Source organism: Stenotrophomonas geniculata ATCC 19374 = JCM 13324, from assembly GCF_001431625.1.
In the GTDB taxonomy this organism is placed as follows: Bacteria; Pseudomonadota; Gammaproteobacteria; order Xanthomonadales; family Xanthomonadaceae; genus Stenotrophomonas; species Stenotrophomonas geniculata.
The window spans coordinates 36,664-57,151 of sequence record NZ_LLXT01000116.1 but is presented as its reverse complement, the minus strand read 5'-3'; the positions used below and the strand labels follow the sequence as shown (position 1 = coordinate 57,151).

Sequence of the window (20,488 nt, the reverse complement as noted above, 5' to 3'; positions counted from 1 at the left end):
GCCTTGCCGCCGCCGCAGGCGGTCATCAGCACGGGCAGGGCCAGCAGCAGGGCCGGGGCGAGGAGCCGGCGCAGGCCGGACGAAACTGGCGTGATGTGCATGATCTCCGGATAATGCGCCACCTTAGGATTGGCCGTCATGATGGCGGCGTCCCCGCCGGGCGACAACCCGCCCCAACCCGCCTGCCTTCGGCAGATCCAGACAGAGTTGCGCATGAAGATCGAAAAAGACCGCGTTGTCCGCTTCCACTACACCGTTTCCGAAGTCGGCCAGGAGCCGATCGAATCGTCCAAGGACCGCGGCGAGCCGCTGGCGATCCTGATCGGCCACGGCAACATCATCCCGGGCCTGGAAAACGCCATGATGGACAAGGAAGCCGGCGCGACCTTCAGCGTCGACGTCACTGCCGCTGATGCCTACGGCGAGCGCCGCGAGGGCCTGTCCCAGCGCGTGCCGAAGAAGCACTTCGGCAACACCAAGCTGGCCCCGGGCCAGCAGGTCGTGCTGCAGACCAACTTCGGCCCGCGTGCGGTGACCGTGCAGAAGGTCGGCATGAGCGTCGTCGACGTCGACCTGAACCACCCGATGGCTGGCAAGGACCTGCATTTCGACGTCGAAATCGTTGACGTGCGCGAAGCCGGCAAGGAAGAGATCGACCACGGCCACGTCCACGGCGACGGCGGCCACCACCACTGATCGCAGCGCGATCGTGATGGCAGCAACGGCCCGCTTCGGCGGGCCGTTGCGTTTCTGGAACACGACGCGGCCATACATGGCGTGTGGGCCGGCGGCATAATGGCGGACCTGCCTGACGGATGCCCCGTGAACGCCGCTTCTCCTTCCCTGCAGCCGATGGCTTCCGGCGAACGCATCGCCATACTGGACGTGCTGCGCGGTGCGGCGTTGCTGGGCATCCTGCTGATGAACATCGAGGCCTTCAGCGGACCGCTGGACCTGGCTTTCACTGGCATCGACGTGCACTGGCAGGGCATCGACTACTGGGCCGATGCCTTTGTGTACGTGTTCGTGCAGGGCAAGTTCTTCACCCTGTTCTCGCTGCTGTTCGGCGCCGGCTTCGCGGTGATGGCGCAGCGCGCCGAGGCCGCCGGGCGCGACTTCACCCCGTTCTACCTGCGCCGCAGCGCTGGCCTGCTGCTGATCGGCCTGTGCCACGCACTGCTGGTCTGGTCCGGCGACATCCTGGTGATGTACGCGCTGGTCTCGTTGCCGCTGCTGGCCTGCCGCGAGGCGCCGCGCAGCTGGCTGCCGTGGATGGGCGTGACGGTCTACCTCGGCGGTATAGCGATGATGCTGCTGGTGGGCGCGATGGTGTCGATGGCTTCGACGGAAGACGTCCAGAAGATGCTCGCCGACGCGCAGCAGAGCATCGAGCTGCAGCGCCTGGTGTACGGGCACGGCAGCTGGATGCAGGCCAATGCGCAGCGGCTGAGCGAGTTCGGCACGTCGATGGGCGCGCTGCTGATCACCGGCCCGGAGGTGCTGGGCATGTTCCTGATCGGCAGCTGGTTTGCCGGCAGTGGCGCGCTGGCGGCACCGGAGCGCTTCCCGCGCCTGTACGCGACGCTGCGCTGGATTGCGTTGCCGTTGGGCCTGCTGGTCACGTTGATCGGTGTTGCCTGGAAACCCTACCTGGCACCGGGTGCCTACAATCTGCCGGTGACAACCGCAATGGCACTGGTGACGATCGGTGGCCTGCCGATGTGCCTGGGCTACCTGGCGTGGATCGTGCATTGGCGTGCGCGGTTGGCCTGGCTGGCACCGGTCGGGCGCATGGCGTTGACCCACTACCTGGGCCAGTCGCTGCTGTGCACCTGGTTGTTCTACCACTACGGCCTGGGCGCGTTCGGAATGATGCCACGCAGCGTGCAGCTGCTGTTCGCACTGCTGTTGTTTGCCGTGCAGGTGGCCCTTTCACACGTCTGGTTGCGCCGCTTCCGCTTTGGCCCGATGGAATGGTTGTGGCGCGCGATGACCTACCGGCAGTGGCCGCCGATGCGGCGCGAGGCCGGGCAGGGCTGATCGATGCAGGGCGCGCGCGAGGATGTGATCGTGGTGGGCGCCGGTGCCATCGGCCTGGCCACCGCGCTTGCGCTGTGCGCGAACGGCCGGCAGGTCCGTATGATCGAGCGGGGACGCGTGGGTGCGGCGACTTCGCATGGCAACTGTGGCACCATCACCCCCAGCCACGCGCCACCGCTGGCAGCGCCTGGTGTGCCGTTACGGGCGCTGCGCTGGATGCTCGATCCGCGTGCGCCGCTGTACGTCCGTACACGCCTGGACCCTGCATTGTGGCGCTGGCTGCTGCAGTTCGGGGCGCGCTGCAACGCGCGTGACTGGCTGCACTCCACGCGGGCACGCGGCGCACTGTTGAATGATTCACGGCTGCGCCTGGCGCAGTGGGTGCGGACGCATGCGCTGGACTGCGAGTTCGAGGCGCGCGGTCTGGACTATGTGTTCGGTGACGCCCGCAATTTCGATCACCATGCAGCCGAGTGTGAGGCGCTGAACGCGCAGGGCATCGCCACGGTGCGCATCGATGGGGCCGACTACGCGCGCGACAATCCAGCGTTCCATGATCGCCTTGCCGGTGCGATCCACTTCCCCGGCGATGCGCAGCTGCGTCCGGACCGCTACACCGCCGAACTGGCGCGCGTGCTGCGCGCACAGGGCGTGGTGATCGAAGAGCACTCGGACATGCGGGATTTCAGCGCCGACGCGCAGGGTGTGCGCGTGCACGTCGGCGAACGCACGCTGCACGCACGCGAACTGGTGCTGGCGACCGGGCCGTGGTCACCGCGCTGGGCACGGCAACTGGATATGCGCGTGCCGATCCAGCCCGGCAAGGGCTATTCGCTGACCTGGTCGCGACCGGCGCAGGTGCCGCAGCGCCCAGTCGTGCTGAAGGACCATTCCGTGTTCGTGATTGCCTGGCGTGAAGCACTGCGACTGGGCGGCACCATGGAATTCGCCGGTGCCGACCCGCAGCTGCGCACGACCCGCCTGCAGACCCTGCAGCACGCTGCCGACCACTACCTGCGCGCGCCGCGTGGTGCGCAGCTGCAGGAGCAGTGGTGCGGTTGGCGTCCCATGAGCGTGGACGATGTGCCGTTGATCGGCCGCGCGCCCGCACATCCTCACGTCTGGCTTGCAGCGGGGCATGGCATGCTCGGCATCAGCATGAGCGCCGGCACCGGCCAGCTGATCGCCGATCTCGTCTGCGGCCGCACGCCGGCGATCGACCTTACCGACCCGAGCGATTCCGATGAGCACTGCACCCTATGATTACGACCTGATCGTCCTTGGCGGCGGTTCCGCCGGCCTGGCTGGCGCGATCCGCGCCGCGCAGCACGGCAAGCGCGTGGCGATGCTGGAGCCTGGCGAACTGGGCGGAACCTGCGTCAATGTCGGCTGCGTGCCGAAGAAGGCCATGTGGCTGGCGGCCGACCTGCACGAGCGCATCGGCCTGGCCAGTGCGATGGGCTTCGATGTCGAAGCGCGCCCGGCGCTGTCGTGGAAGGAACTGGTGATCCATCGCCAGGCCTATATCAGCAACATCCACACCAGCTACCACAAGCGCCTGGACGAAACCGGCGTGGTGCGCATTCCGGCGCGTGGTCATCTGCTCGATGCCCACACCGTGGCCTGCAGCGATGGCGTGCGCTACAGCGCCGAGCACATCCTGATCGCCACCGGCGCGCACCCGCTGCGGCCCGACATTCCCGGCGCCGAACTGGGCCTGGTCTCCGATGATTTCTTCGATCTGCGCGCGGCACCGGCCGAGGTGGCGATCATCGGTGGCGGTTACATTGCGGTGGAGCTGGCCGGCCTGCTGCAGGCACTGGGCAGCAAGGTCAGCCTGCTGGTGCGCGGCCAGCGGCTGCTGGATCGCTTCGACTACGAGCTGACCGATCAGCTGGCCGAGAACCTGAAGCAGCAGGGCGTGCGCATCCATTTCGGCTATCGCCTGCGCGAACTGCAGCGCGATGGCGAGCGTGTGCGTGCATTCGGCCATGATGGTCCGCTCGACAGCGTATTCGATGCGGTGTTCTTCGCCACCGGCCGTCGCGGCAACAGTCGCGACCTGGGCCTGGAAGCGCTGGGCATCGGCATCGGTGAGCACCAGCAGGTGGAGGTGGACGAATGGCAGACCACCAGCGTGCCGAACGTGCATGCGGTGGGTGACATCGCAGGCAAGGTTGGCCTGACCCCGGTGGCGGTGGCTGCATCGCGGCGCCTGATGGATCGCCTGTTCGGCGGCCGCCCGCAGTCGAAGATGGACTATGAGAACGTCGCCAGCGTGGTGTTCTCGCATCCACCGCTGGGCGCGGTGGGCATGAGCGAAGAAGAGGCGCGCGCCCGTTTCGATCAGGTGAGCGTGTATCACAGCCGTTTCCGCCCGATGCTGCAGGCGCTGGCCAACGGCACCCAGCGCAGCCTGTTCAAGATGGTCTGTGCTGGTCCGGAAGAGCGGGTGGTGGGCATCCACCTTCTGGGCGAAGCGGCCGACGAGATCCTGCAGGGCTTCGCGGTGGCGGTGAAGATGGGGGCGACCAAGGCCCAGTTCGACGACACCGTGGCGATCCACCCGACCTCGGCCGAGGAAGTGGTGCTGATGCGCTGACCTGGGCGGTTGTAGAGCCGAGCCTATGCTCGGCTCTACAGGGCACCTGGCGCCCCCATGCGATACTGGGCGCCCCCCAATGCGTTTCCGGGCCGCCCTATGCGGCCCGCCGTCGTCCTGATGTCCAGCCCCGCTTCCCGTATCGCCACCGCTTCCCCGCGCATCGCGCTGGGGGGTATCGGCCTGGCCGCGATCGGCGCCATCGCCGCCTCCGGCAAGGCCATCATCGTCAAGCTCGGCCTGCGCCACGGCGTCGATGCCACCACGTTGCTCGCCCTGCGCATGCTGATGGCGCTGCCGCTGTTCGTGCTGATGGCACTGTGGGCTGCGCGCCGGGCAGAGCCGCTGTCCTGGGCCGACCGCGCCCGCGTGCTGTGGCTGGGCTTCACCGGCTACTACCTGTCCAGCCTGCTCGATTTCCAGGGCCTGCAGTACATCAGCGTGACCCTGGAGCGGCTGATTCTTTACTTGAACCCGACCCTGGTGCTGCTGATCAACGTGCTGCTGGCACGGCAGCGCCCGGGCCGCTGGCAGATTGGTGCGCTGGTGCTGAGCTATCTGGGCGTGCTGCTCGCCTTCGGCCACGATCTTCAGCGCGAGGGCGGGCAGATCATCGTCGGCAGCCTGCTGGTACTGGGCAGTGCGCTCAGCTACGCGCTGTACCTGTTCGGCAGTGGCCAGGTGGTCGCGCGCATCGGTGCGGTGCGCCTCACCGCCTACGCCAGCTGCGTGGCCAGCGTGCTGGTGCTGCTGCATTTCGCGGTGACCCATCCGCTGCCATTGCTGTGGCAGGCACCGGCGCCGGTGCAATGGCTGTCGCTGGTCAATGCCACCGTGTGCACGGTACTGCCCGTGCTGGCGATCATGCTGGCGGTGCAGCGCGTGGGTTCGTCGCTGGCCGCGCAGGTCGGTATGCTGGGCCCTGTTTCCACCATCGTGATGAGCCTATGGCTGCTCGACGAACCGATGGGGCCGGCACAGATCGCCGGCACCGTGCTGGTGCTGATCGGTGTACTACTGGTGACCCGCCTGCGGCGCTGACGCCGGAGCAGGCGCGGGCGCGCATCCTGGCGGTGATCCGCGCGATCCCGGCGGGGCAGGTGATGGGCTATGGCCAGGTGGCGATGCGTGCCGGCCTGCCGGGGCGTGCGCGCTTGACCGCGCGCATCCTCGGCCAGAACGACGATCCCGACCTGCCCTGGCATCGCGTGCTGCGTTCGGACGGGCGCATTGCCATGGAAGAAGGGTCGGCTGGTTGGCGCGAGCAGTCACAACGGCTGCGTGCCGAAGGTGTGGTGGTGGAGAACGGCCGGGTGCGGATGCCGGCCACCGATCCGGCCGCGGCGCTGGATGCCGCCGTGTGGGGCCCGGGCTGAGCACCGCTGGCGACTGAACAGGCTGCGCCTGCCGGTCGCCAACAACACACGGTGCTGCGGCTATGATGGAGGCCGTTCCATGCCGGTGCTCCCATGTTCCCGCGACTGCCTACCGTCACCAAGGCCCTGCTGATCGCCAACGCGATCCTGTTCCTGCTGCAGCAGCCGTTCCTGCTCGGCATGCAGACCTTCGAGCCGTTCATGCTGCAACCGCTGCAGCAGGGCTTCGATGCGTTCTCGCCGGGCGGCAACTTCCAGCCGTGGCAGCTGCTGACCTATGGCTTCCTGCATGGCAGCTTCGGCCACCTGTTCTTCAACATGCTGGCGGTCTTCATGTTCGGCGCGCCGCTGGAGCAGACCTGGGGCGAAAAGCGCTTCCTGCTGTACTACCTGGTGTGCGTGGCTGGCGCCGGTGTCTGCCAGCTGCTGGTGGGTACCCTGCTGGAGAATCCGGCCACGGTGCTGGGCGCCTCCGGCGGCGTGTTCGGCCTGCTGCTGGCCTACGGCATGCTGTTCCCGAACCAGCGGGTGATGCTGCTGTTCCCGCCGATCCCGATGAAGGCACGGACCTTCGTGATCCTGTTCGGTGTGGGTGAGCTGGTGCTGGGCATGACCGGCTGGCAGCCGGGCGTGGCCCACTTCGCGCATCTGGGCGGCATGCTGTTCGGTTGGCTGCTGATCCGCTACTGGCGCGGGCAGCCGCCATTCAACAAGCGTCGCCCGCCCGGCCCGCCGAAGCGCCCGAACCATCTGCGCAGCGTGAAGTGAGGCGCGATGCGCCTCGCTTCACGCGGGTAGGTGCCAACTTTGGTTGGCACACCTTGGCCAGGATCATTTGACGCGGTAGGTGCCGACCGTTGGTCGGCACGCCTTCAGAGATCCTGCAACACCACCTGCGCCGCATTGTGACCTGGCGCGCCGGTCACGCCACCACCGGGATGGGTACCCGACCCGCATAGATACAACCCGGGCAGGGCACCGCGATAGCCGGCCTGGCCAACCATGGGCCGTGCCGAGAACAACTGGTTGGCACTGAGCGCACCGTGGAAGATGTCGCCCCCGATCAGCCCGAACGTGCGCTCCAGATCCAGCGGTGACAGGACCTGGCGGCCCAGCACGCTGTCAGCGAAACCCGGTGCATACCGCTCAACGGTGGCGATCATCAGATCGGCCACTGCTTCACGACGATCATCCCAGTGACGCCCGTCGGGCAGCACCGGCGCCACGTGCTGGCAGAACAGGCTGGCGACGTGCTGCCCCGCTGGCGCCAGTGAGTCATCCAGTGTGCTGGGAATCAGCATCTCCACGATCGGTTCGCGCGACCAGCCGTCGCGCCGCGCATCCAGCCACGCGCGATCCATGTAGTCCAGGCTGGGGGCCAGGATGATGCCCGCGCTCAGGTGCGGGCCGGGGCCGGGCAGGGCGCGGAAGTCCGGCAGCCGCGACAGCGCCACGTTCATCCGGAAGGTACCCGAGCCACAGCGCCACTGCGCCATGCGCTCACGTGTGGCAGCCGGTACCTGCGCCGGCTCCAGCAGCTGTTCGTACAGCAGCTTCGGATTGACGTTGGCGACCACCGCGCGTGCACGCAGGGTTTCGCCGTTGGCCAGTTCCACCCCCACGGCGCGGCCCTGTTCGGTCACTACCCGTTGCACGCCGGCATCCACGCGCAGTTCCGCACCGGCCTCGCGTGCAGCGGCGGCGATGGCCTGGCTGATCGCGCCCATGCCACCGATCGCATGGCCCCACGCACCTTTCACGCCATTGCACTGGCCGAACACGTGATGCAGCAACACGTAGGCACTGCCCGGCGTGTACGGACTGGCGTAGTTGCCGACGATGCCATCGAAGCCGAACAGCGCCTTGATCGGCTCGCTCTCGAACCAGCGGTCCAGGTACTCCGCCGCCGACAGCGTGAACAGGTCCAGCAGCTCCTGCCGCAGTGGTGCATCCAACGCCGCCAGTTCGCGGCCGAGCTTTCCCATCTGCCACAGTGCGGGTAGTGCGCGCCAACCACCCGCCACGCCCAGGTCCGGTGGTGTACGCAGGGCCCACGCACGCAGCACGTCGGCGAAAATCTCCAGTCGCGCTTCATATGCGGGCAGGCGCTGTGCATCCCGCTCGGAAAATTTCGCCACCTCGGCTTGGGTGCGGCCGGGCGCCGACAACAGGTGGCGGCCGTCCGGCAATGGCAGGAAGTTGTTGACGGGGCGCGCGACGATGCGCAGCCCATGCGCATGCAGCTGCAGGTCGTCGATCACCTTCGGCTGCAGCAATGACACCGTGTACGACGCCACCGAGTTGCGGAAGCCGGGATGGAACTCCTCGGTGACCGCGGCGCCGCCGAGCACACCACGCCGTTCGATCACCAGCACCTGCCTGCCGGCGCGTGCCAGATAGGCTGCACAGACCAACCCGTTGTGGCCACCGCCGATGATGATTGCATCCCAGGACATCAGCACCTCGGGAAAAGGGGACGGAGGGGATCAAGTCGCAATTCGCATGGGGTCACCGGCAATGGGGAAAAACGACTTAATCCCCTCCGTCCCCTTTTTTGATCGCTGCTTCGATGGTGGCGATGTCGATCTTCTTCATCGGCATCATCGCGTTGAAGGCGCGCTTGGCCAGTGCCTTGTCCTTGCTGGTCACCGCTTCGATCAACATGCGCGGGCTGATCTGCCAGGAGATGCCCCAGCGGTCCTTGCACCAGCCGCATTGGCTCTCCTGGCCGCCATTGCCCACGATCGCGTTCCACAGGCGGTCGGTCTCGGCCTGGTCCTCGGTCTGGATCTGGAAGGAGAAGGCTTCGTTGTGCTTGAACGCGGTGCCGCCGTTGAGGCCGACGCAGGGGATGCCGCAGACCGTGAATTCGACGGTCAGAACGTTGCCTTCCTTGCCGTCGGGGTAGTCGCCGGGTGCGTGATGCACGGCGGTGACCGCGCTGTCGGGCAGGATACTGGCATAGAAGGTGGCGGCCTCGAGCGCGCCGTTGTCGTACCAGACACAGATCGTGTTCTTGTGTGCCATCAGCGTGGGCTCCGCAGCGGGGGAGATACCAGCGATAGCACGTCGACCGTTAATCCGGCATCTGCTGACACTCGCACGTAAAGACGCGTCAGGGAAGGGCCGGAGATGGCTGCAAGTGACTGAAAGATAAATTAAAAGTGGATTATTTTCACTATTGTGTCGAAATTTGTCTTTCAAGATCAAATGGTTACATTTGTTCATCTGCCGTTGCGGATGCGTGATTGATGAAATTAAGATCGGGTTCAGTTGTCGTAAGGCCTTCGCTTTGCTGCAGCGCAATTGCCACAGACGCCTGATCTCACTGAATCAAGGAAACTTCATGACCAGCCGCACCAACGTTGCACGGTTGAAGCGCACCGCCCTCGCAGTCGTCCTGACCTCATTCATTGGCGCAGCCGCCGCGCAGAGCACCACCGGCTCGCTGTTCGGCAGTGCCCCCGCCGGCACCACCATTGTCGTGCAGAGCGACACCGGCCTGACCCGATCAGCGACGGTCGACAGCAGTGGACGCTACAACCTCGGTTCGTTGCCGGTAGGCAAGTACACCATTACCCAGCAGCGCGATGGCCAGATCGTCGAGCGTCGCGAGAACGTGCTGCTGAGGGTCGGCGGCGGTACCGAGGTGTCGTTTGGCGGCGGTGCGGCCGGCGCGACTACGCTTGGCACTGTGAACGTGGTTGCGGCCAACGTGCCGAAGATCGACGTCAGCAACACGGTCTCCAAGTCGGTGATCACCTCCGAGCAACTCGACGTGCTGCCCCTGGGCCGTAGCGCTGAAGCCATTGCGCTGCTGGCGCCGGGCGTGGTGTCTGGCAGTGGATCATTCACCAACGGTTCGCGGTCGGTGTTGTCGTTCGGTGGCTCCAGCGTTACCGAGAACGCCTACTACCTCAACGGCTTCAACGCGTCCAACCCGCTGAGCAACCTCGGTGGTGTCAGCCTGCCCTATGGTTCGATCGACCAGCAGGAAACCTACATGGGCGGCTACGGTGCCGGCTATGGTCGATCTACCGGTGGCGTGATCAATCAGCTGGGCAAGCGCGGTACCAACGAATGGCATTTTGGTGTGCAGGCAACGTGGGCACCCGACTCGTTGGCTGCCTCCGCGGCGACGGTGATGTATCCGGACCGCGAGTTGCCCGCAGGCTACGCCTACACCAAGGATTCGCTGCGTGGCAGCCTCTATCGCTATCGTAAGGACGATGCCGCGACTCGCACCACGTACAGCGGTTATGCCAGCGGCCCGTTGATCGAGGATCGCCTGTTCATCCACTTGGCCGCCGAGAAGGACCGTACGGAAGGCGTGTCGACGAACAGTGCTGCGGCCTCGCAACAGGTTCGCAACCACTACACGATCGACACGCCGAAGTTCTACGGCAAGATCGACTGGAACATAAACGACAGCAATACCCTTGAGTACACCCGTGTGCAGAACACCGATCGCACTGGTGGCTACTACCGGTCGTTCGAGTACGACGACCTGACCGAAGGCGATCGCACCGGGACCTTCCCGAATACCACGAAGGTCAAGGACGATTTCGATATTTTCAAGTACACCGGCTACCTGACTGATGACCTGACCCTCAGTGCGGTCTGGGGACGCAGCAAGCAGAGCAACCTGGAATCCAACCCGGCCTCGTCCGGTATCCCCTATCTCAGTGCCCCGGGTAACCAGGACCCCGCCATCACGGGCGGACGTCCGATCCGCAACAGCCAGCCTGAGCTCTATGAAAAGGCTGCAGATGCGGGCAGCAAGACGCGTGGCTTGCGACTGGATCTGCAGTATCGGATCGGTGACCACGAGCTGACCGGTGGTATCGACAACATGTACTACCAGGGGCACAACGAAGGCCAGAAGGTCACGGGCCCCAGCTACGCGTGGATCTATGGACGCGTCGAGCCCGGCGAATCGCCGAGCCCGCGCTTTGACATCGCGCCACCGCCGGGTGATGGCTACTTCGTGCAGAAGTACATCTTCTCCACCACCACCAGCATGTCGGTCAAGCAGAAGGCCTACTATCTGGAGGATCGCTGGCAAGTCACGCCGAACTGGCTGCTGACCATCGGCGTGCGCAACGACAAGTTCACCAACTACAACAGTGATGCCAGGCCTTATGTGGAGAGTGGCGATCAGTGGGCGCCGCGCCTTGGTGCAAGCTGGGACGTGTTCGGCGATTCGTCGCTGAAGTTGTTTGCCAATCTCGGCCGCTACTACCTGGCACTTCCGAACAGTGTGGCTATTCGCGGTGCTTCGGCATCGACCTTCACTCGCGAGTACTTTGCCTACAACGGCATTGATGAGAACGGTGTTCCGACGGGCCTCACCGCGCTTGGCCCGGGTCCGGTGTCGTCCAACAACGAGTATGGCCAGACCCCGGATCCGCTGTCGGTAGCTCCAACAGACCTGAAGTCGCAGTATCAGGACGAACTCATTCTTGGTTTCGAGAAGACGCTGGGTGAGCGCTGGAACTCCGGTGCCAAATTCACCTATCGCCGCCTGCAGTCGGCCATCGACGACACCTGTGACTCGGACCGCATCATCGACAAGCTGGACGCGATGGGCGTTGATTCGAGCGATCTGGTGATCCCGGGTTGCGTGATCTTCAATCCCGGCAAGACGAACACGATCATGCTCAAGCATGCCGATGGCTCGGGCTATACGCCGGTACGGATGAGTTCGGCAGACTGGGGTTTCGGGAACAAGAAGGCCAAGCGCGACTATATTGCTGTGGACCTGTTCATCGAACACCCGCTGAGTGACAAGTGGTATGGCCGCCTGGACTACACCTGGTCGCGCAACTTCGGCAATACCGAGGGCCAGGTGAAGTCGGACATCGGACAGGATGATGTATCCAAGACGCAGGACTGGGACGCCGGGGCGTTGATGGAATACGCGGGCGGGTACCTCGCCAACGACCGACGCCACCAGCTGAAGGGCTACGGTGCATACATGTTCAATGACGAGTGGTCAGCGTCGGCGACCCTGCGTATCATGTCTGGAATGCCGAAGAGCTGCCTGGGCTACTACGGCACCGATGAAAGCGATCCTCTGGGTTACGATGCAGCGTATCACTACTGTGGTGGCACGCCTTCGCGTCCGGGTGACGCCGGCCGTACGCCATGGACCACGCGCGTGGATCTGGGGGTGATGTATCGCCCTGCGTTTGCCGATCACAAGTTGGCATTCGGTCTGGATGTCTTCAATGTGCTCAATCAGCGTCGTGCCGTGCAGACCGATGCGGTATATGGGGATGCCCCCTACACTGTGTCGAACACCTACGGTATGGGCACGTACTTCAGCGCACCGCGTTCGGTCCGTGTCAGTGCGTCGTACGACTTCTGATCGTAGTCGCGTGTCGACCTCTCCATGAGATGAGTGGGACCCCGGCATTGCCGGGGTCCTTTTTTTGGAGTGACTGGCACAGGAAAAGGGCGCCCTGAAGGCGCCCTTTTCCTGTTGCCTGACCCGTCCTGAATTGGGTTGACACCTCTTCCCTACGGAAAAGGAATGTTCAATGAAATCAACAATCAGGCGCAGCCAACGGGACTATTCTCTGGCCTTCAAGCTGTCGGTGGTCGACCAGGTGGAGCGCGGGGAACTGACCTACAAAAAGGCGCTGGCGGAACGGATCAACGGGATACTCAAAGGAGAATTTCTGCTTCGTCGCCCACGGGACCTTGGGACAGGCCCGGCAGATGGTGGCTGAGGCAGTGGAGGTCTATAACGCGGAGCGACCCCATCTGTCCCTTAAAATGCAGACGCCCGATGCGGTGCATCGGGCGTCTTTGGCCGCCTGAGGGCGGCCAGATCATCCACCCCATAGGTGTCAACCTATGGCAGGACGGGTCAGCCGCTACAACCGCATGATCAGCGCCAGACCTTGATCTGTTCCGCTTCGCTGCGCTGCATCGGCTGGCCGGCCTTGCAGCTGAAAGTAGCACCGAACGCTGGCAGGTTGGCCAGCGTGCCGTTGCTGCGCCACAGGCCCGGTGCGCGGATGTCGGCGGTCAGGCGGCGCACGGCCTCGTTCGGCGCCAGCTGCTGCGCCCACAGTGCAGACCAGGCGCGGAAGAAGCCCTGCTGCTGCGCCTGCTTGGCCTTCGGCTCCTGCGCGACATACGCCGCCCAGGCCAGTTCCAGGCCTGCGATGTCGGCCAGGTTCTCTTCCTGGGTGAGCGTGCCGTTGACCTTGGCACCCTTCACGCCTGGGAAATCGTAGGCGCTGTACTGCGCGGCCACGCGGCTGCCGAGCAGGGTCCAGGCGGTCTTGTCGGCCGGGGTCCACCAGCTGCGCAGCTCGCCCTTGGCGTCGACCAGCGCGCCCTTGGCATCGATCGCGCGGGTCAGCTCATGGCCGACCAGGCCACCGAAGCTGCCGAACTTGTCGGCAGCATCGGCCTTGGCGTTGAACACCGGGCCCTGCAGGATCGCGGCGGTGACGATCAGGCGGTTCTGCGCCAGGTCGTAGGCCAGCGACGGCTGCTGCGGCAGCACGTCCCAGCGACGGTCGGCGTTGCCCTTGCCGATGCGCTTCATTTCTTCGCGATGGCGCCAGGTCGAAGCAATCAGCATGTTGCCGCCGAACGAGCCGCGGCCCATCGGCTGCACGCTGTAGTCGAGGTCGCGCAGCGGGGTGCCGATCTCGATCTTCAGCGCGGCCAGCTTGGCCTGCGCTTCGGTCTTGGCTTCGGCGCTCATCCAGCTGCTGTTCTTGACCGCCTCGATCTGCACTTCGCGCACCTTGTCGACGATCCACGCCGCCTGGCGGCGATCTTCGGCGGACAGGTAACGGGCAGCGTACTCGCGACCGACCATCGGGCCGGCGGCCACGTTGATCGCCTCCAGCACATCTTCCCAGCGCTGCGGCGGCAGGGTTTCGCCACGCAGCACGCGGCCGCGGAATTCGAACTCGGCGTCGCGATAGGCCTTGGACAGGTACGGTGCCATCGAGTCGCCCACGCGCCAGCGCAGGTAGGCCTTCCACTGGTCCGGCTTGAGCTTGGTGACCATGCCGTCGAGCTGCTTGAACAGGCCCGGGTCGGCCAGCGAGACCAGGTCGTCATCCACGCCCTGTGCCTTCAGGAAGGCATCCAGCTGCAGGTTGCGGTAGCGGCTGTTGAGCTCCTTGGTGGAGATCGGCGCGTAGTTGTTGAACGGGTTGTTGATGCCGGCCAGCGACTGCGCATTGCGTGCCAGCTCGGTTTCCAGCGCGATCACCGCCTGCGACTCGGCATCCAGCTTGGCAGCCGGGGTGCCGGTCAGCGCCAGGATCTGCTTGACGTAGTTGCGGTAGCGGCCCATCAGCGCCACGGTGTCGGCGTCGCTGCGGGTATAGAACGCCGGGTCCGGCAGGCCCATGCCGCCCTGCATGAAGTAGCCGATGTGGCGGTCCAGCGCCTTCAGGTCCACGTCCGGGCCGAAGTTGAATGCCACCGGGATGCCGACCTGGTGCAGTGCGGCGATCGAGGCCGGCACATCCTTGGCCTTCTTGATGGCATTGATGCGGGTCAGCAGCGGGGCGATCGGGTTGGAGCCGTCTGCTTCCACGGCGGCTTCGTCCAGGCCGCTGGCCCAGAAGTCACCCAGCAGTTTCTGCACGTTGCCCTGCGGCGCCTTCATCGCGGCGTCGAGCAGTTCACGCTGCTGCTGGCGGCTGCGGTCGACAAGCTGGCCCAGCGCGGTGGTGGCGCCGGTCTGCGGCACCGGGTTGGCCTTCAGCCAGCCTGCATTGGTGGCGTCATAGAAGTCGCTGCACTGGGCACTGACAGCCGGGGCACGCGCGGCCTTTTTCTTGGCAGCGAACGCGTCGTGGGTCGGGACCAGGGTCGCCAGGCTGATGCCCAGGGCGATGGCAAGCGGACGGAAGTTGGGCATGTGGAACGAATCCGTGATGGATTGAGGGCGCGCGCACTATAGCAAGCCGGGCATCGACGCGGCATGCACGCGTCGCGGTGCATTCGCCGACCAAGGTCGGCAGCTACCGGGGAGCGCCGGGATCAGTAGATCCACGCCATGCGTGGATGAAAGACACCCCAGAATAACAAAGGCCCGGGAATTCCCGGGCCTCTGCAGGTCTGCCTTGGCGTCAGCCGTGGCTTACCAGATCACCACCTGCTGCTCACCAGTGCGGGCCATCGGCGAACCGGCCTTGCACTGGAATGCCGCGGCGAAGGTCGGCAGGTTCGACGGCGCACCCATGGCGCGGAACTGCGCCGGCGCGTGCGGGTCGGTCGCGAGGCGGACCTTGGCGTTTTCCGGGGTGTACTTGGTGCGCCACACGGTAGCCCAGTTGAAGAAGAAGCGCTGGTCACGGGTGAAGCCATCGACCTTTGCATCTTCCTTGCCGGCGGAGGCCTTCTGCAGCGCGTCGTAGGCGGTAGCCAGGCCACCCAGGTCGGCGATGTTCTCGCCCAGGGTCAGGTGGCCGTTCACGGCCTGGCCGTCGACCTTGTACTGGTCGAACTGCTTGACCAGCTTGCCGGTCAGGCCTTCGAAGTTCTTCTTGTCAGCGGCGGTCCACCAGTCTTCCATGTTGCCGGTCGGCCCGAAGCGTGCGCCCTGGTCGTCGTAACCGTGGGTCATCTCGTGGCCGATCACCGCACCGATGCCGCCGTAGTTCAGCGCGTCATCGGCCTTCGGGTCAAAGAACGGCGGCTGCAGGATGGCGGCCGGGAACACGATCTCGTTCTGCAGCGGGTTGTAGTAGGCGTTGACCGTCTGCGGGGTCATGCCCCACTCGGTCTTGTCCACCGGCTTGCCGATCTTGGACAGGTTGAACTTGTAGTTGAACTCGCTGGCCGCGCGCACATTGCCCAGGTAGCTGTCGCGCTGGGTCTGCAGGCCCGCCCAGTCACGCCACTTGTCCGGGTAACCGATCTTCGGGGTGAAGGTTTCCCACTTGGCGATGGCCTTGGCCTTGGTTTCATCGCTCATCCAGCTCAGGCCCTGGATGCGTTCCTTCAGCGAGGCGGCCAGGTTCTTCACCAGCTCTTCCATCTTCGCCTTGGCTTCCGGCGAGAAGGCAACCTTCACGTACAGCTGGCCGAAGGCTTCGCCGGCATCGTTCTCGATGGTGCCCAGCACGCGCTTCCAGCGCGGCTTCTGTTCCTTCTGGCCGTTGAGGGTCTTGCCGTAGAACTCGTAGTTCTCCTGCACGAAGGCGTCGGCCAGATACGGCGAGGCGCTGTCCACGGTGTGGAAGCGCAGGTAGGCACGCCACACCGACGGATCTGTGTCGCCCAGTGCCTTGCTCACTTCCTCATGGAAGGCCGGCATCGCCAGCGAGAACTTCTCCGGTGCGGCCACGCCCTGCGACTTGAAGAACTCGGTCCAGCTGAAGTTCGGGGTCAGCTTGTCGGCGTCGGCCAGGGTGACCGGGTTGTAGTACAGCTCGACGTTGCGCGACAGCTCGACGCGCGACTTGGAGGCCTTGGCCAGGCGGGTCTCGAACTTGACCACGTCCTCGGCCTGCTTGGCAGCGTCGGCAGCGGCGACGCCGGACAGCTCCAGCACCTTGGCGACGTGCGCCTGGTAGGCCTTCAGCTTGTCGGCGTTCTTGGCATCGGTGTAGTAGGTGCTGTCCGGCAGGCCGAGGCCGCCCTGGCTGGCGTAGGCCAGGTTGACGGCCGAGTTCTTGAAGTCGGCTTCGGCGCCGAAGCCAAACAGGACGTTGTCACCCTTGGCCGCGCTGCTGCGCAGGTAGTCGGCGATGGCCGCCTTGTCCTGCAGGCCGTCGATCGCCGTCAGGTCGGCCTTCAGCGGCTCGATGCCCTGGGCATTGATCTTGGCCTCGTCCATGCCGGTGGCCCACAGGTCGCCGACGATCTTCTCGATGTGGTTCGGGTTCTTGACCTGCGCGACCTGTTCAGCCAGCTGGTGCTGCACGGCCACCGAACGCTCGTCGAGGATGGTGAACGCGCCCCAGCTGGTGCGGTCGCCCGGAATTTCATTGGCGGCCAGCCACTTGCTGTTGACGTAGTCGCCGAAGGCGCCGCAGGCGTCCTTGCTGGTATCCAGATCGCTGGGCTGGAAGGCGTTGTAGGCCGGCAGCTTGCTCTCGTCCAGGGTGTACTGGGTGGCTTCGGCCGCAGCCGGCGTGGAGGCGTTGGCGTCCTTGGCCGGGGTTTCGTTCTTGCCGCAGCCGACCAGCGCGGCCGAAACGGCCAGGGTCAGCAGCACGATCTTGGGAGTACGGGTCACTTTGATGGCCTCCAGGCCGAGTGAGTCAGGGAAGGGCCGCGGGGACGGCCGTGGGCCGAACGATACGCCGCCGGCCTGCCCTGCAAGGGTGTCGAAGGTCATGGCCGGGCGCAAGGGGGCCGTTTCGTGGCCCGGAAAAGACAGACCCGGCAAAAGCCGGGTCTGTCGGGGTGCTGCAAGTGTGGATGGATCAGAACTTGTAGTTGACGCCCATGTACATGAAGCGGCCGACGTTGTCGTAGTACGCCGAGCCCAGGTCCGCGCCGAAGTAGTTGACCGGCGGATCCTTGTCGAACACGTTGTCCACGCCCAGGTACACCTCTACGCCGGAGTCAGCCATTTTGTAGCCGACCTGCATGTTGTGATAGGTGAACGACGGGTTCCAGATCGGGCTCTGCGAACCCGGATTGCTGTTGTAGCTCTCCGGGAACACGCGCAGGTTGCGGTGGATGTACACCATGTCCCAGCTGGCGCGGAAGTTGCCCAGCGTGTACTTGGCGGTGAACTGGCCACGCCAGCGCGGGTTGGTCACGTAGTTCGAACGTTCCTTGTATTCGTTCGGGAAGTCCTGGAACTCCCACTCACGCGATTCCAGCAGGCGGGTGCCGACCAGGCGCAGGTTGGTGTGGCCACCAAACATGCCGAAGTCGTAGTTCATTTCCAGGTCGATGCCGGTACGACGGCTCTTGGCCAGGTTCTCTGCGATCGCAGTCCAGTCGTAGATGCTGTATGCCGGGAACTCAGCACCGTTCGCACCGACCGCACCGCCCACCGGCGCGCGCTTGATGTTGCCGCAGAAGGCGTTGTTGATGCCCCCCGGCGAATCGACACAGCGGGTTGCCAGGGTTTGGGCGTTGACCGCACCGATAGCGTCCTTCAGGGTGATACGCCAGTAGTCGACCGACATGCCGAAGCCTTCGAAGAACTCCGGCTGCCAGACGAAACCAATCGAGGTGGACTCGGCGCGCTCCGGCTTCAGGTTCGGATTGCCGCCGCTGACGCCTGGACGGTTGGCGCTGTACGAGTCAACCCAGTTTGCCGGAATGCCCAGAGCCGCGCAGTTGGCGGCGCGCAGCGCCGGATCGCCAGCGGTGCCCGGACGGTTCGAATTGGTGGCGTTGGTGTTGCAGGGGTCGGCGATGGTCGCGAAGTTCTGCGACTGCTCGTCATACAGTTCGCCGATGTTGGGTGCGCGGATGGCCTTGGCCAACGTACCGCGAACGCGCAGTGACGGGATCACTTCCCAGTCCAGGCCGACGTTCCAGGTCTTGGTCGAACCGATGGTGTTGTAGTCCGAATAGCGGCCAGCCAGATCCAGCGACAGTCGGCGGATGCCCGGGATGTCGGCCAGCAGCGGGATGTTGGTTTCGGCGAACACTTCCTTGACGTTGTACGAACCGCCACCGCCGTTGATGGCGTTGAGGAAGGTGGCACCGGAGGCTGCCAGCGGATCGGTACGCTCCTGGCTCTTCTCCTTGCGGTACTCGGCGCCGGCCGCAATGCCGACATCACCGGCCGGCAGCGAGAACAGCGCGTTGTTGCTCACCGACGCGCTGAACACGGTCTGCTGCAGTTTGCCGAAGTAGTGCGAACGGGTATTGAACCAGTCGGCCGCATTCTGCGGCACGGCGCCATCACCGAAGATGCTGAAGGGAATGCAGCCCGAACCGATCAGGTCGCGGTTGTAAGCGCGGCCACCGGCATTGGCGTTGGTGGCATTGGCATCGCGGTCGACACGGCAGACGATCTTGCCGCTGGAATCGCGGACTGCGTCCAGACCGGCCTGCCAGCGCTCGTTGATGCGGTTGTTGACGTTGACGCGGTTGATCTCGGTCTCGCCATAGTTGCCAGAGGCCTCGTAGCTCCAGTTGTCACCGAACATGCCTTCCACGCCGAAGACGAAGCGCTTGGTCTCGCGCTTGACTTCCTCGCCGCGGCGGCCCGCGTCGACATTGAATCGGGCTATCTGCAGCTGGGTCAGACCGTTGGCATCCATCAGGGCGCCCAGCTCAGGGCTGATGAAAGCATTGTCGCGACGGATGCGGATGGTGTTGTCGAAAGCGGGCTGGCCGAAGAAGGTCGATTCCGTCTTGGTGTACTTGCCTTCGAAGAACAGGCGGTGCTTGTCGTTCAGGTCGAAGTGGGCGACGGTGTTGACGCTCAGGCGGTCGAACTTCGGCTGCAGGTCGGCAACAGCGTTCAGATCGGTGAAGTCACAGTTGACGCACGAGGAAGGGCTGACCACTGGCCCATCGAAACGGTTGCGGCTGAAGCTGCCATCCGGATTGAAGTGATAGCGGTACTGGTAGGTGTTGGGCTTGGTGAAATCGAACGTGCCACCGGCTTGGAACGAACCGCCGTAGGAGGTGGAGTAGTTGCCGCCCGGGCGGGCCAGGACGGTCTGCGGGTTGCTCTCGCTCGGCGGCTTGGTGCGATCGAAATTCGGATTGGGCACGGTCACGTCGTAGCGTTTACCGATCGAACGGTCGCCACGGCCGAAACGATCCTGCTGGCTGTACTCGACCGCCACGGCGACATTGCCTCGGCCGTCGGCGAAATTGGTGCCCGCGGTAGCCGACACGAAGCCGCGATTGAAGCCGCCTTCGCCCGCAATACCCTTCTGCGCGCGGGCCTCGAAGCCCTCGTAGTTCTTCTTCATGATGAAGTTGACCACGCCGGCCACGGCGTCGGCGCCATAGATGGCCGATGCGCCGCCGGTGATGACTTCAACGCGCTCGATCCACTCCACCGGGATGGTGTTGACGTCGACCGCGGTGCTGCCGGGATTGGCACCGACATGGCGACGGCCGTTGACCAGCACCAGGGTACGGTCGTAGCCCATGCCGCGCAGGTCCATCAGGCCCAGGCCGGCGGTACCGATGTAGCGAGTGGAGTTGCCGAGGGTGAACGAAGGTGCCAGCTGCGGCATCTTGTTCATCAGGTCGCTGATGGTCAGCGCGCCGGTCTGGCGGATTTCTTCGGCGGTGATGGCGGTAACCGGCGAGGATGTCACGAAGCCCGTACGCGCGATGCGCGAGCCGGTCACGCTGACCCGGTCAAGATCGACCGGGTTGGAATTGGTTTCCTGCGCGAAGGCAGGTGCCGAGCTCGCTGCAAGCAGGCCGACGAGCAGAGCGCTGGTCAGCGGGTGGCGGCCGGGTGTACGGGTCTTGGTCATCGTAGTGGATCCCCTTGTTGACTGAAGCATGCTGATTCCATTCAGGCGTTACAGCGGCGTTCATG

At 64.9% G+C, this 20,488-nt stretch carries 13 protein-coding genes and 2 pseudogenes; 9 read left to right on the top strand and 6 right to left on the bottom strand.

The features are described from left to right. Nucleotides 1–215, bottom strand: a pseudogene (locus ARC63_RS23285) (hypothetical protein); the annotation flags it as partial. Here ARC63_RS23285 and ARC63_RS13805 point away from each other — a divergent pair. The 7 genes from ARC63_RS13805 to ARC63_RS13775 all read left to right on the top strand — a co-directional run bounded on the left by ARC63_RS13805 (nt 214) and on the right by ARC63_RS13775 (nt 6,786). Beyond that, nucleotides 214–696 carry an FKBP-type peptidyl-prolyl cis-trans isomerase gene (locus ARC63_RS13805; RefSeq protein ID WP_010482989.1) on the top strand — a complete coding sequence of 161 codons (483 nt, stop codon included), beginning with the start codon at nt 214–216 and terminating at the stop codon, nt 694–696. The pseudogene ARC63_RS23285 and the gene ARC63_RS13805 sit on opposite strands and share 2 nt — an antisense overlap. A 99-nt stretch (nt 697–795) precedes the next feature. After that, nucleotides 796–2,040, top strand: coding sequence for a DUF418 domain-containing protein (locus ARC63_RS13800; protein WP_057503581.1), 1,245 nt, complete (start codon nt 796–798; stop codon nt 2,038–2,040). A 3-nt stretch (nt 2,041–2,043) separates the two neighbouring features. After that, complete coding sequence (locus tag ARC63_RS13795; protein ID WP_425513178.1) at nt 2,044–3,303, top strand: NAD(P)/FAD-dependent oxidoreductase; 1,260 nt, start codon at nt 2,044–2,046, stop codon at nt 3,301–3,303. Then, the gene (gorA, locus tag ARC63_RS13790; protein WP_049454972.1) at nt 3,284–4,642 is read left to right on the top strand and encodes a glutathione-disulfide reductase; all 1,359 of its coding nucleotides are present in this window, start codon (nt 3,284–3,286) and stop codon (nt 4,640–4,642) included. The genes ARC63_RS13795 and gorA overlap by 20 nt, the downstream gene beginning before the upstream one ends. Before the next feature lie 120 nt (nt 4,643–4,762). Next, entirely contained in the window at nt 4,763–5,683 is a 921-nt protein-coding gene (locus ARC63_RS13785) for a DMT family transporter (protein ID WP_029550870.1), read from the top strand. Beyond that, a complete protein-coding gene (locus ARC63_RS13780) occupies nt 5,680–6,018 on the top strand; it encodes an MGMT family protein (protein WP_224329410.1) in 339 nt (112 codons plus the stop codon). The genes ARC63_RS13785 and ARC63_RS13780 overlap by 4 nt, the downstream gene beginning before the upstream one ends. Nucleotides 6,019–6,111: 93 nt before the next feature. After that, complete coding sequence (locus ARC63_RS13775) at nt 6,112–6,786, top strand: rhomboid family intramembrane serine protease (protein WP_005410509.1); 675 nt, start codon at nt 6,112–6,114, stop codon at nt 6,784–6,786. Nucleotides 6,787–6,890: 104 nt separating this feature from the next. Here ARC63_RS13775 and ARC63_RS13770 read toward each other — a convergent pair whose 3' ends face one another. Both ARC63_RS13770 and ARC63_RS13765 read right to left on the bottom strand, forming a co-directional pair. After that, nucleotides 6,891–8,474 carry a phytoene desaturase family protein gene (locus ARC63_RS13770; protein ID WP_057503580.1) on the bottom strand — a complete coding sequence of 528 codons (1,584 nt, stop codon included), beginning with the start codon at nt 8,472–8,474 and terminating at the stop codon, nt 6,891–6,893. Between the two features lie 76 nt (nt 8,475–8,550). After that, nucleotides 8,551–9,045 (bottom strand): VOC family protein, encoded by a 495-nt coding sequence (locus ARC63_RS13765; RefSeq protein ID WP_057503579.1) that lies wholly within the window; start codon nt 9,043–9,045, stop codon nt 8,551–8,553. 319 nt (nt 9,046–9,364) lie between these two features. Here ARC63_RS13765 and ARC63_RS13760 point away from each other — a divergent pair, with 319 nt between their 5' ends. Continuing rightward, nucleotides 9,365–12,388 carry a TonB-dependent receptor gene (locus tag ARC63_RS13760; protein ID WP_057503578.1) on the top strand — a complete coding sequence of 1,008 codons (3,024 nt, stop codon included), beginning with the start codon at nt 9,365–9,367 and terminating at the stop codon, nt 12,386–12,388. Between the two features lie 262 nt (nt 12,389–12,650). Then, nucleotides 12,651–12,843: pseudogene (locus ARC63_RS22875) on the top strand (integrase core domain-containing protein); the annotation flags it as partial. A 70-nt stretch (nt 12,844–12,913) separates the two neighbouring features. Here ARC63_RS22875 and ARC63_RS13750 read toward each other — a convergent pair. From ARC63_RS13750 to ARC63_RS13740, 3 genes are all read right to left on the bottom strand, one after another. After that, nucleotides 12,914–14,920 carry a M13 family metallopeptidase gene (locus ARC63_RS13750; RefSeq protein WP_010483006.1) on the bottom strand — a complete coding sequence of 669 codons (2,007 nt, stop codon included), beginning with the start codon at nt 14,918–14,920 and terminating at the stop codon, nt 12,914–12,916. Nucleotides 14,921–15,142: 222 nt separating this feature from the next. After that, complete coding sequence (locus tag ARC63_RS13745) at nt 15,143–17,245, bottom strand: M13 family metallopeptidase (protein WP_057503582.1); 2,103 nt, start codon at nt 17,243–17,245, stop codon at nt 15,143–15,145. 190 nt (nt 17,246–17,435) lie between these two features. Next, entirely contained in the window at nt 17,436–20,423 is a 2,988-nt protein-coding gene (locus tag ARC63_RS13740) for a TonB-dependent receptor domain-containing protein (RefSeq protein ID WP_064968343.1), read from the bottom strand. Nucleotides 20,424–20,488: the final 65 nt, after the last annotated feature.